Raw genomic sequence first — 15,217 nt, forward strand, 5'->3', positions numbered from 1 at the left:
CCCGCCCCGCTCAGCGCAGTACGCCCTCGATGAAGTCGGTGCCGAGGCGGGCCACGGTCGTCAGGTCCATCTGGTGCTGCACGTACCGCCCGTGGCGCCGGGTGACGATCACGCCCGCCTTCTTCAGCACCCCGAGGTGCCGGGATATCTCCGGCGGTGTCATCCCGAGGGCCTGCGCCAGCTCGCTCGTGGTGTGCGGCGTGCGCGCCAGGTGGCGGCAGAGCTTCATCCGCACCGGGTGCGCGAGCGCGGTCATCCGCAGGGTGAGCTGCTCGACGGTGGGCGAGCCGGGCGCGGGCGCCGTGACCGGGTAGGTCAGCGTGACCTGCCAGCCGTAGCGGGACAGGACCATCAGATGGGGGCGGCCGAGGCTGGTCGGCACCAGGGCCAGGTTGCCCTCCCCCGTGGTGGCCCGGCCCGCGAGGAGCTTGTCGACCGTGACGACGCCCGTGCGCTCGTCCAGCGACACCGCCGTGGACACGGCGGCCAGCGCGCGGGCGAGCCCCCTGCGGCGCAGCAGCTCGTTCTTCTCCCGTGCGTCGGCGGCCAGTTGGGGCCCGACGCGGTCCCAGATGTCGGCGAAGAACGCCTCGTCGCAGTCGCGGATCAGCTCGCGGAACCAGGCGCGGACGGCGGGCGGGTCCTCCAGCAGGCGCCGGGCGAAGGCCTCCTGGACGCTGCCGCGGGCGGCCGCGAGTTCCAGGGAGCGGGCGCGCATCTCGGGGCTGTCGAGCGGGCCGGGGTGCAGCATGTCGTAGTCGAGGCGGCAGGTGAACTCCAGCGCCACGTGCACGAACTGCTCGTCGGAGAGCTTGTCCAGCAGCTCCATCTCGTCGGCGAGCGTCTCGCCGGGCACCGCGCGCCTGCCGGGCAGCCCGGCGAACGGGGCGAAGACGTCGGAGAAGGTCGTGCGCCACAGGAAGTCCGCCTGCGACAGCCGGTCGGCCAGGTCCCGGTCCAGCGCGGCGGAGACGGAGGCCGCCCAGCCCCGCAGCCCCGGGTGGTGGTCGGGGTCGCTGAGCACGTGCAGCGACATGCCGAGCTCGGCCAGCGGGGACGGTGCGAAGGTGACCCGTTCCGGCGGCAGCCCGGTGACGTCGATGCGCATACTCATGCGTCCATGGTGCACCTCGGCACACCTCACCACCGACAGTCCCATTCGCCCCGCGGGCGCGCATCGGGTGCGGGACGGGACGTCCGGGACATCGGCGGCACCGATTGACGGCTCCGGCCAATCGGCGCGACAGGCGTCCCGCACGGGCGCAGTCTGAAGGAACGGGCCACCGCGGGGCCCCGGAAACAGGCGCGACGAGCACGCACCCGCAGTGCGGCCGAGCAGCCACCCGTCCTTCTCGAACAGGCACCCGTCATGAGCGTCACACAGCAGTACCTCCTCGACACGTACCGCGCCCGCACCCTGGGCGAACCCGCGCCGCCCGCCCCGGGCACCCACGACGTGCGCACCCTGCGCGCCCTGCGCGACCACCGCAGGTTCCGTGCCGTGCTGGCCGGCCGTCCGGCCGGCGGCCGCCTGCGCCGCGCCCTCGGTCTGCGCCGGCACCACGCCCCGCGGCGGGGCGTGGGCGCGGGCTGCTGAGGCGGGACGGCCGGCTGCCCGGTCAGCCCCGCCGGGCCGCCGCCTCGTCCGTCGCGTCCGCGAGCCGCCGTACGAACTCCGCCACGGCCGCCCGTACGTCCTCCGCCGTCCACTCCAGGCCGGCCGCGGTGACACTCACCTCGGTCTGCGCCAGGCCGGGGCCGGCCTCGCCCCACGCGCCGGAGAACAGCAGGACGCCGGTCTCCTCGCCGGTGCGGAGCGCCGCCTCGGCGACCGTCTCCGCGTCGTGGGGCAGCCACACCTGGAAGTCGTTGGTGTGCGGGACCTCGGGGTGGACCCGCGACCAGGGCACACCGGTGGCGGCGAAGCCCTCCCGCAGCGCGGCGGCCACCACGCGCGCGTGGCGCACGTACCCGGGCAGCTCGGGCAGCCGGTTCTCCAGGCCCGCGAGCGCCGACAGCGCCGTCGGGAACTGCTGGAAGACCATGCCGCCGTACCGGTGCCGCCAGACCTTGGCCTCGTCGACCAGCGTCGCCGGGCCGGCCAGTGCCGCGCCGCCGAAGCCGTCGAGCGACTTGTAGAACGACACGTACACGCTGTCCGCGAGGCCGGCGATCTCGTCGAGCGGACGGCCGAAGTGGGTCGTCGACTCCCACAGGCGCGCGCCGTCGAAGTGCACGACCGCGTCGCGCTCGCGCGCCGCCTCCGTGAGCTCCGTCAGCTCCTCCCAGGTCGGCAGCACGAACCCGGCGTCGCGCAGCGGCAGTTCCAGCATCAGCGTGCCGAACGGCTCCGCGAGGCCGCGCACCTCGTCGGCGGTGGGCTGCCGCGCCTCACCGGTCAGGTGCACCGGGCGCAGGCCGCTGACCTGGCTGAGCGCGTCGCGCTCGTGCACCTCGGGGTGGCCGAGCGCGTGCAGGGCGACCACCGGGTTGCCGGTGCGCCCGGCCCAGCAGCGCAGCGCGACCTGCTGCGCCATGGTGCCCGTCGGGAAGAAGGCGGCCGCCTCCTTGCCGAGCAGTCCGGCGACCTTCTCCTCCAGCGTCTCGACGACGCCGTTGCCGTACATGTCGCCCGGACCGTCGAGGTCGTCCGCGCCGGACTCCTCGCCGAGGAGCGCGAGGCGTTCGCGGACGGTGCCGAAGAAGCCGGGACGGCTCAGTACGCGCGCGTCCCGGACGAGCTGCCGCCGACGTTCCCGCTGCCGCTTGCGCGCGTCCTCGTCCGGAGCGGTGCCCGCCCGCTCCCCGGCGCCCTCCGCGCCCTCCGCGCCCTCCGCGGACGTCCTGCCCGCCGCCCGCGGCTCGTCCTGCCCGTGCCCGTGCTCCGTCGTATCGCTCATGCCGAGGATCATGCCGCCTGCCCCCGGCGGCGGTCACCCGGGTTGTCGGCGGGTGCGCGGGAGGGGCGGTCCCGGGCCGCCGGCACCCGTGACCTGCGGTCGTCTCCCGCGCGCGGTCCGTGCCGTCGGCGACGGCCGCTCCCCGGCGGAACGCACAGCCTGTGGACGGCCGACCGGGCCCGGACCGATCGCGTTAACATGACGAGAAATCGTCCGGTACCCGGAGCGGACTGGAACGGGAAGGCCATCGCCGCGTGAGTACAGTGCCCCAGCCAGAGCCCAAGGACCGCCCCGCGCGGCTCACCGTCGGCGTCGTCGGCGCCGGTCGCGTGGGCCCCGCCCTCGCCGCGTCCCTCCAGCTCGCCGGTCACCGCCCGGTCGCGGTCTCCGGCGTCTCCGACACCTCCCGGCGGCGTGCCGCGCTGATGCTGCCGGACGTGCCGCTCGTACCCGTCACCGAGGTCCTCGCGCGCGCGGACCTGGTCCTGCTCACGGTCCCGGACGACGCCCTCGTGGGCCTCGTCGAGGGCCTGGCCGAGACCGGCGCCGTGCGGCCCGGCCAGATGCTCGTGCACACCTCCGGCCGGTACGGCACGCGGGTACTGGACCCGGTGCTCCGCGCGGGCGCGCTGCCGCTGGCCCTGCACCCGGCGATGACGTTCACCGGCACGCCCGTGGACGTGCAGCGCCTGGCGGGCTGCTCGTTCGGGGTGACCGCGCCCGAGGAGCTGCGGCTGGCCGCGCAGGCGCTCGTCATCGAGATGGGCGGCGAGCCCGAGTGGATCGCCGAGGAGAACCGCCCGCTCTACCACGCGGCCCTCGCGCTGGGCGCGAACCACCTGGTCACCCTGGTCGCGCAGTCGATGGAACTGCTGCGCACGGCCGGCGTCGAGGCACCCGACCGGATGCTCGGCCCGCTGCTCGGCGCGGCCCTGGACAACGCCCTGCGCTCCGGCGACGCGGCCCTGACCGGCCCCGTCGCGCGCGGCGACGCGGGCACGGTCGCCGCCCACATCGACGAACTGCGCCGCCACTCCCCGCAGACCGTCGCCGGATACCTGGCGATGGCGCGCGCGACGGCCGACCGGGCGCTCGCGCACGGGCTGCTCAAGGCGGAGCTGGCCGAGGACCTGCTCGGCGTGCTCGCCGACGGCACCGGCCGCACGGACGGCGGCACCGGCACCGGTACCGGCACCGCGGGAGGCGACCGATGAGCGCCGCGGAACCGACGAACCCGGCGAACACCGCGCGCCCCGCGGACCCCGCCGCCCCGGTGGCCCTGCTGCGCACCGCCGCCGAACTGCGCGCCCGCACGCGTACCGGCCGCCGCGCGGTGGTGATGACCATGGGCGCCCTGCACGAGGGCCACGCCACCCTGATCCGCACCGCGCGCGAACTGGCCGGCCCGGACGGCGAGGTCGTCGTCACCGTCTTCGTGAACCCGCTCCAGTTCGGCGCGGGCGAGGACCTCGACCGCTACCCGCGCACCCTCGACGCCGACCTCGCGATCGCCGCGGGGGCGGGCGCCGACGTGGTGTTCGCGCCGTCCGTCGACGAGGTCTACCCGGGCGGCGAGCCCGAGGTGCGGATCACCGCGGGCGCGATGGGCGAACGCCTGGAGGGCGGTTCGCGCCCCGGGCACTTCGACGGGATGCTCACCGTCGTCGCCAAGCTGCTCCACCTCACCGCGCCCGACCTGGCGCTGTTCGGGCAGAAGGACGCCCAGCAGCTCGCCCTGGTGCGCCGCATGACGCGCGACCTGAACTTCGGCGTGGAGATCGTCGCCGTGCCCACCGCGCGCGACGAGGACGGCCTCGCCCGCTCCAGCCGCAACCGCTACCTGTCCGCCCCCGAGCGGCGCACCGCGCTCGCGCTGTCCCGCGCGCTGTTCGCCGGCCGCGACCGGCTGGCCGCGCAGCAGGCGCTGCGCGCGCGTGCCCGCGAGGTGCCCGCCACGCACGCGCGTGCCAAGGCGCTCGACGCGCTGGGCGAGTCCCGAGCGGCGGCGGACGCGCACGCGGTCGCGGCGGCCGACCCGGCTCCGGCGGCCGTGCGCGCCGCCGCCGGGCTGGTGCTCGACGAGGCGGCCCGCCTGGACCCGCCGCTCGTCCTCGACTACCTGGCCCTCGTCGACCCGGCGGACTTCACCGAGGCCGCCGACGACTTCACCGGCGAGGCCGTTCTCGCCGTCGCCGCCCGGGTCGGGACGACCCGGCTGATCGACAACATCCCTCTCTCCTTCGGAGCCGCCTCGTGAGCACCACAGGCATACGACTGCACGCCCCCGCCCCCGGCTGGTCCCTCTCGGCGGACGTGGTGGTCGTCGGTTCCGGCGTCGCCGGACTGACCGCCGCGCTGCGCTGCGAGGCGGCGGGCCTCGACACCGTCGTCGTCACCAAGGCCCGCCTCGACGACGGCTCCACCCGCTGGGCGCAGGGCGGCATCGCCGCGGCCCTCGGCGAGGGCGACACCCCCGAGCAGCACCTGGCCGACACCCTGGTCGCCGGCGTCGGGCTGTGCGACGAGGAGGCCGTGCGGATCCTCGTCACCGAGGGGCCCGACGCGGTGCGCCGGCTGATCGAGACCGGCGCGCACTTCGACGAGTCCGCCGACGGCGCGCTCGCCCTGACCCGCGAGGGCGGCCACCACCGCCGCCGCATCGCGCACGCGGGCGGTGACGCGACCGGCGCCGAGATCTCCCGCGCCCTGGTCGAGGCGGTCGGTGACGCCGTCCCGACGGCGACCCGCGCGCGCGGCCTGCGCACCGTCGAGAACGCGCTCGTACTGGACCTGCTCACCGACGCCGAGGGCCGCACCGCCGGTGTGACCCTGCACGTCATGGGCGAGGGCCAGCACGACGGCGTGGGCGCCGTGCACGCGCCCGCGGTGGTCCTCGCGACCGGCGGCATGGGCCAGGTGTTCTCCGCCACGACCAACCCGGCGGTGTCCACCGGCGACGGCGTGGCGCTGGCCCTGCGCGCGGGCGCCGAGGTCAGCGACCTGGAGTTCGTGCAGTTCCACCCGACCGTGCTGTTCCTGGGCGCGGACGCCGAGGGCCAGCAGCCGCTGGTGTCCGAGGCGGTGCGCGGCGAGGGCGCCCACCTGGTCGACGCGGACGGCGTGCGGTTCATGGTGGGGCAGCACGAGCTGGCCGAGCTGGCGCCCCGCGACATCGTCGCCAAGGGCATCATGCGCCGCATGCGCGAGCAGGACGCCGAGCACATGTACCTCGACGCCCGGCACTTCGGCGCCGAGATGTGGGAGCAGCGCTTCCCGACGATCCTCGCCGCGTGCCGCGCGCACGGCATCGACCCGGTCACCGAGCCCGTCCCGGTCGCCCCCGCCGCCCACTACGCGTCCGGCGGCGTGCGCACCGACAAGCACGGCCGCACCACCGTCCCGGGCCTGTACGCGTGCGGGGAGGTCGCCTGCACCGGTGTGCACGGCGCGAACCGGCTCGCGTCCAACTCCCTCCTGGAGGGCCTGGTCTACGCCGAGCGCATCGCCGCCGACATCACCTCGGTGCGCGCCGCGCAGGGCCTGCACGCGCGCGTGCCCGAGCCCGTCCCGCACCCCTCCCGGCCCGCGCACCCGCTGCTCGCGCCGGAGACCCGCTTCGCCGTGCAGCGCGCCATGACGCGCGGCGCGGGCGTGCTGCGCTCCGCCGCGTCCCTGGCGGGCGCCGCGGACGAGCTGCGCGCCCTGTACGACGAGGCGGTCACGGCGCTCGACGGCGACGGCAAGACGGCCGAGCCCGGCGTCGACACCTGGGAGGCCACGAACCTCCTGGGCGTCGCCCGCGTCCTGGTCGCGGCGGCACGCCTGCGCGAGGAGACGCGCGGCTGCCACTGGCGCGAGGACCACGCGGACCGCGACGACGACGCCTGGCGGCGGCACATCGTCGTACGGCTGAATCCGGACGGATCCCTGGCCGTCGGCACCACCGACACCGCAGACTTCCCCCCGACCCTCTCCGCGGCCCCCGGCGACGCCCCCTCGGCGCCCGGCACCCCCGCGGACCAGCGCCCCCAGGAGCAGTGACAGACGTGACCACCCCGGACCTTCCCCTCGTTCCCACCGGCGGCTGCGGCGACGGCTGCGCCTGCGGCTCGGAGCCGGACGGGATCGGCGAGTACGGCGACGACGCCCACGACCACTACGACGAGTGCGGTCTCGACCCCGCGCTCGCCGACCTGCTGACCGCCGCGGGTCTCGACCCGCTGGAGGTCGAGGACATCGCGAACGTCGCCATCCAGGAGGACCTCGCGGGCGGCGAGGACGTGACGACCGTCGCGACGATCCCCGAGGACGCGGTGGCCACCGGTGACTTCACCGCCCGCGAGGCCGGCACGGTCGCGGGCCTGCGGGTCGCCGAGGCGGTGATCTCGGTGGTCTGCGCCGACGAGTTCGAGGTCGAGCGGCACGTGGAGGACGGCGACGCCGTCGAGGCCGGCCAGAAGCTCCTGTCGGTCACCACCCGCACCCGCGACCTGCTGACCGCCGAGCGCAGCGCGCTCAACCTGCTGTGCCGCCTGTCGGGCATCGCGACCGCCACGCGCGCGTGGGCGGACGTCCTGGACGGCACGGGCGCGAAGGTGCGCGACACCCGCAAGACGACCGCCGGTCTGCGCTCGCTGGAGAAGTTCGCGGTGCGCTGCGGCGGCGGCGTCAACCACCGCATGTCGCTGTCGGACGCCGCGCTGGTCAAGGACAACCACGTGGTCGCCGCGGGCGGCGTCGCCGAGGCCTTCGCAGCCGTCCGGGAGGCCTTCCCGGACCTCGCGATCGAGGTCGAGGTCGACACGCTGCACCAGCTCCGCGAGGTGCTCGACGCGGGCGCCGACCTGATCCTGCTGGACAACTTCACGCCCGGGGAGTGCGCGGAGGCCGTGGGCGTCGTCGACGGCCGGGCGGCCCTGGAGGCGTCGGGCCGGCTGACCCTGGACAACGCCAAGGCGTACGCGGACACCGGCGTCGACTACCTGGCCGTGGGCGCCCTGACGCACTCGTCGCCGATCCTGGACATCGGTCTCGACCTGCGCGCGGCGGAGTAGGACGGGCCATGCTGCTGACCATCGACGTGGGCAACACCCACACCGTGCTGGGCCTGTTCGACGGCGAGGAGATCGTCGAGCACTGGCGGATCTCCACCGACGCCCGCCGCACCGCCGACGAGCTGGCCGTCCTCCTCCAGGGCCTGATGGGTATGCACCCGCTGCTCGGCGTGGAACTGGGCGAGGGCATCGACGGCATCGCCATCTGCGCGACCGTCCCGTCCGTGCTGCACGAACTGCGGGAGGTGACCCGGCGCTACTACGGCGACGTCCCGTCCGTCCTCGTCGAGCCCGGCGTCAAGACGGGCGTGCCGATCCTCACCGACCACCCCAAGGAGGTCGGCGCGGACCGCATCATCAACGCGGTGGCGGCCGCCCACCTGTACGGCGGCCCGGCGATCGTCGTGGACTTCGGCACGGCGACGACGTTCGACGCGGTGAGCGCCCGCGGCGAGTACGTCGGCGGGGTCATCGCCCCCGGCATCGAGATCTCGGTGGAGGCCCTGGGCGTCAAGGGCGCCCAGCTCCGCAAGATCGAGGTGGCCAGGCCCCGCAGCGTGATCGGCAAGAACACCGTCGAGGCGATGCAGTCCGGCATCATCTACGGCTTCGCGGGCCAGGTCGACGGTGTCGTCGAGCGCATGGCGCGCGAACTCGCCGACGACCCGGACGACGTCACGGTCATCGCGACGGGCGGGCTGGCCCCCATGGTCCTCGGCGAGGCGTCCGTCATCGACGAGCACGAACCGTGGCTGACCCTGATCGGCCTGCGCCTGGTCTACGAGCGGAACGTCTCCCGCGGCTGAGCCCGCGGCGGACGGGCGCCCCGCACCGGGACACGGCCCCGCGGCGCACCGGGACCACGTGGGTGGTCCCGGTGCGCCGCGCCCGTTCCCCTCGCCCGGTTTGTCCGATTAGCGCGTACGGTCGCGCCATGCCCACGCCCTACGGATCCCGGGGAGGCATGGCGTTCGGCACGCAGGAGCTGCGTGTGGTCCGCCGTGCCCTCGCCCTCGCCCTCCAGCCCGGTCCCGCCTCCGCCGAGGACGCCCAGGACTGCCTGGCCCTCGCCGGCGCCCTCGACGAGGCCGAGCGCGAGGGCGCCCGGCTGCGCGCCTTCCTGGTGGCCGACCTCGCGAGATACCGGGCGGCCCTGCCCGGGAGCGTCACGGGCTACCTGGCGCTCCTGGAGGAGGTGCTGGCGGCCGGCCACCGCCCGGACCACGACGACCTCGCGGCGCTCGGCGCCCTGCGCGGCAACCCCCGGGCGGCCGCCCTCCTCGACCGGTGCGCTGCGCACGAGCGCGGTCCGGCGGCCCCGCGCGTACCGGCCTCCCGCTCCCGCCTGCACGCGCTGCCCGGCGGCCGGACGGGCGGCCCGCAGGCCGTGCGGACGGCCGGCGAGGCCCCCGGCGACCCGGACGGCAAGCCGGCGCCCCGCCCGTCCGAGCGCCCCGCGCCCGCCCCGGAGAACCCCGGGCCGGGCCGCCCGGTGCCCACGCCGGGCGAGGTCTTCCCGCGCCGCAGGCCGGCCTCCGCCCCGCCCGCCCCGCCCCGGCAGCTCGCCGCGGTCTGAGCGGCACGCGCGCGAGGAGGGGGCCGGTGCGGCGGGCGGGCCCGCGCGCACCGGCCCCCTCCCGCCGTCCGCCCGGCGTCCCGTGGCTACTCTGGACGCATGGACTACGTCTCCGCGCTCGTACCGCCGGTCGTCATGGCAATCTTCTTCGTGTTCCTGGTCCGGGTGATCGTGAAGACCCAGGGCGGGGCCAACAAGGCCAAGGAGGACGCCGTGGTCGACGCCGTCCTCGCCCGCACGGAGAACACCCGCCAGGCCGGCGTCCACAAGTCCGAGGCCTGACACCGCGGCAGGCCCGGCACACTCCCCGCGACACCCGGCCGTGTCTCCGGCGGCGCCCCATTTGCTGCTGTTCGAGGTAGACGCGCACGTCCGGCGGGCCGCATCCCGTTTCGCGGACTATTGTCCTGAGGGTGCCTCGCCCCTTGGGAGAACTCGAAGACGCCGTGATGACCCGGGTGTGGAAGTGGAACCGCCCGGTGACCGTTCGAGAAGTCCTGGAAGACCTTCAGCAGGAGCGCTCCATCGCCTACACCACGGTGATGACCGTTCTGGACAATCTTCATCAGAAGGGCTGGGTCCGCCGGGAAGCCGAAGGCCGCGCCTATCGATATGAGGCGGTCTCCACCCGGGCCGCCTACTCCGCGGCCCTCATGAACGAAGCCTGGACCCAGAGCGACAACCCCGCGGCGGCTCTCGTCGCGTTCTTCGGCATGATGAGCGAGGAACAACGCGGCGCCCTCGAAGACGCGGTACGCGTCATCCGGGGACGGGAAACACCGCAAACCCCCGAGGCCGCCGCCGCCCCCGAAGTGCCGTCCGCCGCCGAAGTGCCCGCCGCGGACGAAGCCGCCGATACTCCCGTTACCACGGATACCGGCGGGGAGAACCCCGGCGCGGACCCGGCCGACGGCGGGCGATAGCGTCCGCTCATGTCAGCAGAGCGCTCCGAACCGTCCCCGAAAGCCATCACCGTCCGGCGGGCCCGGACCGGCGATGTGAACGCCGTGCGCGGACTCCTCGACGCCTACGTCCGCGGCGGCATCCTGCTCGACAAAGCCACCGTCACCCTTTACGAGGACATCCAGGAGTTCTGGGTCGCGGAACGCGACGACAACGCCGAGGTCGTGGGGTGCGGAGCCCTCCACGTGATGTGGGAAGACCTCGCGGAAGTCCGCACTCTCGCCGTGAAGCCCGGTCTGAAGGGCGCCGGTGTCGGGCATCAGGTGCTGGAGAAGTTGCTGCACACCGCGCGCTGGCTCGGTGTTCGCCGCGTTTTCTGTCTCACCTTCGAAGTCGACTTCTTCGGGAAGCACGGCTTCGTCGAGATCGGCGAGACACCGGTCGACACGGATGTCTACGCGGAGCTGTTGCGTTCCTATGACGAGGGCGTGGCGGAGTTCCTGGGTCTCGAACGAGTGAAACCGAACACCTTGGGCAACAGCCGGATGCTTCTGCATCTGTGATCGTCGCCCGGTATTCCGCCGGTCGTCCTTGCCCAGGTTCCCTATGTCCGAAACGCGCACGTTTCCGGAGCGCGTGGGACAGGTTCGTTCCCTCCAGGGGTTTGTGTTTTTCCAGGAAAAGCGGTTTGCTTTCCGGCGTACTGCAGTAGTGCATATAACAGGGGACGACGAATCGCTGGACGTCGGCGGCCCCGGTCCCTGAAGTTATCGATGAAAGGAAAACCGGTGGCACAGAAGGTTCAGGTCCTTCTTGTCGACGACCTCGACGGTGGCGAGGCGGACGAGACCGTGACGTTCGCGCTCGACGGCAAGACCTACGAGATCGACCTCACCACGGCGAATGCGGACAAGCTCCGGGGCCTTCTCGACCCGTATGTGAAGGGTGGCCGGCGTACCGGCGGCCGTTCCGCGGGTGCGCGCGGAAAGACGCGCGCCGCGTCCGGCAGCAGCCAGGACACCGCGCAGATCCGTGCCTGGGCCAAGGAGAACGGCCACGAGGTCAACGACCGCGGCCGCGTCCCCGCCGCCATCCGCGAGGCCTACGAGCAGGCCAACGGCTGAGCGTTCGCACGCCGCAGCCGGATGCGGTGGCAGTGCGTCGCCACCGTGTCCACGATCCGCACGAGATCGGGGGAGCCCCCAGCGCCCCCCACGGCCGACAGGGTCGGCAGCGAGGGCTCGACCTCGCACCCCGGATCGGGGGGTCGCAGCCACACGGCGGCCCCCTGTGGACCGGACCGCCCCCGGGCGGGTGGCAGGACGGCGCCCGCACCGGGCGGGGGAGCGGGCGGTGCCTCCACGAGGGCGCCCGCGCCGAGCGCCCGCAGGTCGAGCGGGAGGTCCCCCCACTCCAGCCACCGCAGCAGGCCCGGCAGTTCGTCCGCCGTGCCCTCGGCGACGAGCAGCAGCGTCCGCCCGCCCCGTGCCATCACCGGGGACGCGGGCCCGAGATGCCGCAGCGCCGCACGGCCCGCCTCCGCCGGCACGTCCAGGACGTCGAAGCGCCGCCCCGTCACCAGCCGTACGGGCTCGCCCGGCGCCGTGGGCCAGCCCAGCACCCGCTCGTACCAGTCGCGCCCGCCCGCGGCCCCCGGCGGCAGCGGCCTGCGCGGGGCGGGGACGGTGTGCGCGGAGTTCTCCGCGGGGTGCGCGATGCCGGCCATGCACAGCGCAACCGCCGAATCGCCCGTGGGGTTACGCTGGGTGGCTCGACGGACGCGTGGAGTGCGCGACGGCGGCGTGCGGGGGTACGGGGGCGGCGCAAGGTTGTTCGCCCGTAGCGGAGGGAACCGGTGTGCGCGGCATGGAGTGTCAGTCGGCGCGGGTAAGACATCCCTAGTGGGAGGGGGCGACACGCAGGAATGGACCGGCTCACGTTCGCCATCGGCGTACTGGCGACTGGGGTAACTGTCTGGCCTGCGGGAACATCGTCTCGCACCATCGGGTTGAGCAGATGTCGGCGTTCGGCTCTACAGGCAGCACCTTTGTCTCCGTGAGCGCGGAGGCGATCCGGACGGTGTCGGCAGTTGGAATGAGCGGTCCCCGCTTGCGGGACTAAGCTGCGGAAGGACAGAGAGGGGAGCGTCCCCTTACTGCCTGACCGCTCTGAGGAGCGATTAACGATGTTCGAGAGGTTCACCGACCGCGCGCGGCGGGTTGTCGTCCTGGCTCAGGAAGAAGCCCGGATGCTCAACCACAACTACATCGGCACCGAGCACATCCTCCTGGGTCTCATCCACGAGGGTGAGGGTGTCGCCGCTAAGGCCCTGGAGAGCCTCGGGATTTCGCTCGAGGCGGTCCGCCAGCAGGTGGAGGAGATCATCGGGCAGGGGCAGCAGGCCCCGTCCGGCCACATCCCCTTCACCCCCCGTGCCAAGAAGGTCCTGGAGCTGTCGCTCCGCGAGGCCCTTCAGCTGGGCCACAACTACATCGGCACGGAGCACATCCTGCTCGGCCTGATCCGCGAGGGCGAGGGCGTCGCCGCCCAGGTCCTGGTCAAGCTGGGCGCAGATCTCAACCGTGTCCGCCAGCAGGTCATCCAGCTGCTGTCGGGCTACCAGGGCAAGGAGACCGCCACCGCCGGCGGTCCTGCGGAGGGCACGCCCTCCACGTCCCTGGTCCTCGACCAGTTCGGCCGCAACCTCACGCAGGCCGCCCGCGAGTCCAAGCTCGACCCGGTCATCGGGCGCGAGAAGGAGATCGAGCGGGTCATGCAGGTGCTGTCCCGCCGCACCAAGAACAACCCGGTCCTGATCGGTGAGCCCGGCGTCGGCAAGACCGCCGTCGTCGAGGGCCTCGCCCAGGCCATCGTCAAGGGCGAGGTGCCCGAGACCCTCAAGGACAAGCACCTCTACACCCTCGACCTCGGTGCGCTGGTGGCCGGCTCCCGCTACCGCGGTGACTTCGAGGAGCGCCTGAAGAAGGTGCTCAAGGAGATCCGCACCCGCGGCGACATCATCCTGTTCATCGACGAGCTGCACACGCTGGTCGGTGCCGGTGCCGCCGAGGGCGCGATCGACGCGGCGAGCATCCTCAAGCCGATGCTGGCCCGCGGCGAGCTCCAGACCATCGGTGCGACCACGCTGGACGAGTACCGCAAGCACCTGGAGAAGGACGCGGCCCTCGAACGTCGCTTCCAGCCCATCCAGGTCGCGGAGCCGTCGCTGCCGCACACGATCGAGATCCTCAAGGGTCTGCGCGACCGGTACGAGGCGCACCACCGCGTCTCGATCACCGACGAGGCGCTGGTCCAGGCCGCCACGCTGGCCGACCGGTACATCTCGGACCGCTTCCTCCCGGACAAGGCGATCGACCTGATCGACGAGGCCGGTTCCCGGATGCGCATCCGCCGGATGACCGCGCCGCCGGACCTGCGCGAGTTCGACGAGAAGATCGCCGGCGTGCGCCGTGACAAGGAGTCCGCGATCGACTCGCAGGACTTCGAGAAGGCCGCGTCCCTGCGCGACAAGGAGAAGCAGCTCCTCGCCGCGAAGGCCAAGCGCGAGAAGGAGTGGAAGGCCGGCGACATGGACGTCGTCGCCGAGGTCGACGGCGAGCTGATCGCCGAGGTCCTCGCGACGGCCACCGGCATCCCGGTCTTCAAGCTGACCGAGGAGGAGTCCTCGCGTCTGCTGCGCATGGAGGACGAGCTCCACAAGCGGGTCATCGGCCAGAAGGACGCCGTCAAGGCGCTCTCGAAGGCGATCCGCCGTACGCGTGCCGGTCTGAAGGACCCGAAGCGTCCCGGTGGTTCGTTCATCTTCGCCGGCCCGTCGGGTGTCGGTAAGACCGAGCTGTCCAAGGCGCTCGCGGAGTTCCTCTTCGGCGACGAGGACGCGCTGATCTCCCTCGACATGTCGGAGTTCAGCGAGAAGCACACCGTCTCGCGGCTGTTCGGCTCGCCTCCCGGCTACGTCGGCTACGAAGAGGGCGGCCAGCTGACCGAGAAGGTCCGCCGCAAGCCGTTCTCCGTCGTGCTGTTCGACGAGGTCGAGAAGGCCCACCCGGACATCTTCAACTCGCTGCTGCAGATCCTGGAGGACGGCCGCCTGACCGACTCCCAGGGCCGGGTCGTGGACTTCAAGAACACGGTCATCATCATGACGACCAACCTCGGCACGCGGGACATCTCCAAGGGCTTCAACCTCGGCTTCGCCGCCGCGGGTGACACGAAGACCAACTACGAGCGCATGAAGAACAAGGTCTCGGACGAGCTCAAGCAGCACTTCCGGCCCGAGTTCCTCAACCGCGTCGACGACGTGGTCGTCTTCCCGCAGCTCACGCAGGAGGACATCCTGCGGATCGTCGACCTCATGGTCGGCAAGGTGGACGAGCGCCTGAAGGACCGGGACATGGGCATCGAGCTCTCCCAGTCCGCCAAGGAGCTGCTGTCGAAGAAGGGCTACGACCCGGTGCTGGGTGCGCGTCCGCTGCGTCGCACCATCCAGCGCGAGATCGAGGACACGCTGTCGGAGAAGATCCTCTTCGGCGAGCTGCGCCCCGGTCACATCGTGGTCGTCGACACGGAGGGCGAGGGCGAGGCCAAGACCTTCACCTTCCGCGGCGAGGAGAAGTCGGCACTGCCCGACGCCCCGCCGATCGAGTCGGCGGCGGGCGGCGGCCCGAACCTGAGCAAGGAGGCGTAGGCCTCCGGCCGACGCCTCGGTACCAGAAAGGGGCCGCACCCCGACTTCGGTCGGGGGGCGGCCCCTTTCGGTGTGC

Annotated in this window: 15 protein-coding genes; 12 read left to right on the forward strand and 3 right to left on the reverse strand. The window is 73.3% G+C overall.

Annotated features, from left to right (window positions below; all coding sequences use genetic code 11):
- Positions 1 to 10: 10 nt before the first annotated feature.
- Positions 11 to 1,114: a DUF5937 family protein gene (locus tag ACFZA0_RS34975; RefSeq protein WP_391024473.1), complete on the reverse strand. Its 1,104-nt coding sequence runs from the start codon at positions 1,112 to 1,114 to the stop codon at positions 11 to 13.
- A 255-nt stretch (positions 1,115 to 1,369) separates the two neighbouring features.
- On the opposite strand from ACFZA0_RS34975, the gene ACFZA0_RS34980 reads away from it, so the two are divergent.
- The gene (locus ACFZA0_RS34980; RefSeq protein ID WP_391024474.1) at positions 1,370 to 1,597 is read left to right on the forward strand and encodes a hypothetical protein; all 228 of its coding nucleotides are present in this window, start codon (positions 1,370 to 1,372) and stop codon (positions 1,595 to 1,597) included.
- 22 nt (positions 1,598 to 1,619) lie between these two features.
- On the opposite strand, the gene ACFZA0_RS34985 is transcribed toward ACFZA0_RS34980, so the two are convergent.
- Positions 1,620 to 2,900, reverse strand: a complete 1,281-nt coding sequence (locus ACFZA0_RS34985) for a beta-eliminating lyase-related protein (protein WP_391024476.1) — start codon at positions 2,898 to 2,900, stop codon at positions 1,620 to 1,622.
- 254 nt (positions 2,901 to 3,154) lie between these two features.
- On the opposite strand from ACFZA0_RS34985, the gene ACFZA0_RS34990 reads away from it, so the two are divergent.
- From ACFZA0_RS34990 to ACFZA0_RS35035, 10 genes are all read left to right on the forward strand, one after another.
- Complete coding sequence (locus ACFZA0_RS34990; protein ID WP_391024478.1) at positions 3,155 to 4,114, forward strand: DUF2520 domain-containing protein; 960 nt, start codon at positions 3,155 to 3,157, stop codon at positions 4,112 to 4,114.
- Entirely contained in the window at positions 4,111 to 5,157 is a 1,047-nt protein-coding gene (gene panC / locus ACFZA0_RS34995) for a pantoate--beta-alanine ligase (protein WP_391024480.1), read from the forward strand. Before ACFZA0_RS34990 ends, panC begins: the two co-directional genes overlap by 4 nt.
- Positions 5,154 to 6,941 (forward strand): L-aspartate oxidase, encoded by a 1,788-nt coding sequence (locus tag ACFZA0_RS35000; RefSeq protein WP_391024482.1) that lies wholly within the window; start codon positions 5,154 to 5,156, stop codon positions 6,939 to 6,941. Before panC ends, ACFZA0_RS35000 begins: the two co-directional genes overlap by 4 nt.
- A gap of 5 nt (positions 6,942 to 6,946) precedes the next feature.
- Positions 6,947 to 7,954, forward strand: a complete 1,008-nt coding sequence (gene nadC / locus ACFZA0_RS35005) for a carboxylating nicotinate-nucleotide diphosphorylase (RefSeq protein WP_391024484.1) — start codon at positions 6,947 to 6,949, stop codon at positions 7,952 to 7,954.
- A gap of 8 nt (positions 7,955 to 7,962) precedes the next feature.
- Entirely contained in the window at positions 7,963 to 8,760 is a 798-nt protein-coding gene (locus tag ACFZA0_RS35010; protein WP_391024485.1) for a type III pantothenate kinase, read from the forward strand.
- 158 nt (positions 8,761 to 8,918) lie between these two features.
- Complete coding sequence (locus ACFZA0_RS35015; protein WP_391024540.1) at positions 8,919 to 9,530, forward strand: hypothetical protein; 612 nt, start codon at positions 8,919 to 8,921, stop codon at positions 9,528 to 9,530.
- Between the two features lie 99 nt (positions 9,531 to 9,629).
- On the forward strand, positions 9,630 to 9,812 hold the full coding sequence (locus tag ACFZA0_RS35020; protein WP_391024486.1) for a hypothetical protein: 183 nt from the start codon (positions 9,630 to 9,632) through the stop codon (positions 9,810 to 9,812).
- A gap of 131 nt (positions 9,813 to 9,943) precedes the next feature.
- Positions 9,944 to 10,453 (forward strand): BlaI/MecI/CopY family transcriptional regulator, encoded by a 510-nt coding sequence (locus tag ACFZA0_RS35025; RefSeq protein WP_391024488.1) that lies wholly within the window; start codon positions 9,944 to 9,946, stop codon positions 10,451 to 10,453.
- A gap of 9 nt (positions 10,454 to 10,462) precedes the next feature.
- Complete coding sequence (locus tag ACFZA0_RS35030; RefSeq protein ID WP_391024490.1) at positions 10,463 to 10,996, forward strand: amino-acid N-acetyltransferase; 534 nt, start codon at positions 10,463 to 10,465, stop codon at positions 10,994 to 10,996.
- 225 nt (positions 10,997 to 11,221) lie between these two features.
- The gene (locus tag ACFZA0_RS35035; RefSeq protein WP_391024492.1) at positions 11,222 to 11,557 is read left to right on the forward strand and encodes a histone-like nucleoid-structuring protein Lsr2; all 336 of its coding nucleotides are present in this window, start codon (positions 11,222 to 11,224) and stop codon (positions 11,555 to 11,557) included.
- On the opposite strand, the gene ACFZA0_RS35040 is transcribed toward ACFZA0_RS35035, so the two are convergent.
- Positions 11,536 to 12,159, reverse strand: a complete 624-nt coding sequence (locus ACFZA0_RS35040) for an SCO3374 family protein (protein ID WP_391024493.1) — start codon at positions 12,157 to 12,159, stop codon at positions 11,536 to 11,538. The two genes, ACFZA0_RS35035 and ACFZA0_RS35040, sit on opposite strands and share 22 nt — an antisense overlap.
- A 459-nt stretch (positions 12,160 to 12,618) precedes the next feature.
- Between ACFZA0_RS35040 and ACFZA0_RS35045 the strand changes: the two genes are divergently transcribed.
- Complete coding sequence (locus ACFZA0_RS35045; protein WP_391024494.1) at positions 12,619 to 15,141, forward strand: AAA family ATPase; 2,523 nt, start codon at positions 12,619 to 12,621, stop codon at positions 15,139 to 15,141.
- Positions 15,142 to 15,217: the final 76 nt, after the last annotated feature.

The organism is Streptomyces sp. NPDC008150, from assembly GCF_042956945.1.
GTDB lineage: Bacteria > Actinomycetota > Actinomycetes > Streptomycetales > Streptomycetaceae > Streptomyces.

Bases quoted from the DNA above. Each gene is read 5' to 3' on its own strand.
- ACFZA0_RS34975 (WP_391024473.1), bottom strand. From the start codon at position 1,114: ATGAGTATGCGCATCGACGTCACCGGGCTGCCGCCGGAACGGGTCACC.
- ACFZA0_RS34980 (WP_391024474.1), top strand. From the start codon at position 1,370: ATGAGCGTCACACAGCAGTACCTCCTCGACACGTACCGCGCCCGCACC.
- ACFZA0_RS34985 (WP_391024476.1), bottom strand. From the start codon at position 2,900: ATGAGCGATACGACGGAGCACGGGCACGGGCAGGACGAGCCGCGGGCG.
- panC (WP_391024480.1), top strand. From the start codon at position 4,111: ATGAGCGCCGCGGAACCGACGAACCCGGCGAACACCGCGCGCCCCGCG.
- ACFZA0_RS35010 (WP_391024485.1), top strand. From the start codon at position 7,963: ATGCTGCTGACCATCGACGTGGGCAACACCCACACCGTGCTGGGCCTG.
- ACFZA0_RS35015 (WP_391024540.1), top strand. From the start codon at position 8,919: ATGGCGTTCGGCACGCAGGAGCTGCGTGTGGTCCGCCGTGCCCTCGCC.
- ACFZA0_RS35020 (WP_391024486.1), top strand. From the start codon at position 9,630: ATGGACTACGTCTCCGCGCTCGTACCGCCGGTCGTCATGGCAATCTTC.
- ACFZA0_RS35030 (WP_391024490.1), top strand. From the start codon at position 10,463: ATGTCAGCAGAGCGCTCCGAACCGTCCCCGAAAGCCATCACCGTCCGG.
- ACFZA0_RS35040 (WP_391024493.1), bottom strand. From the start codon at position 12,159: ATGGCCGGCATCGCGCACCCCGCGGAGAACTCCGCGCACACCGTCCCC.
- ACFZA0_RS35045 (WP_391024494.1), top strand. From the start codon at position 12,619: ATGTTCGAGAGGTTCACCGACCGCGCGCGGCGGGTTGTCGTCCTGGCT.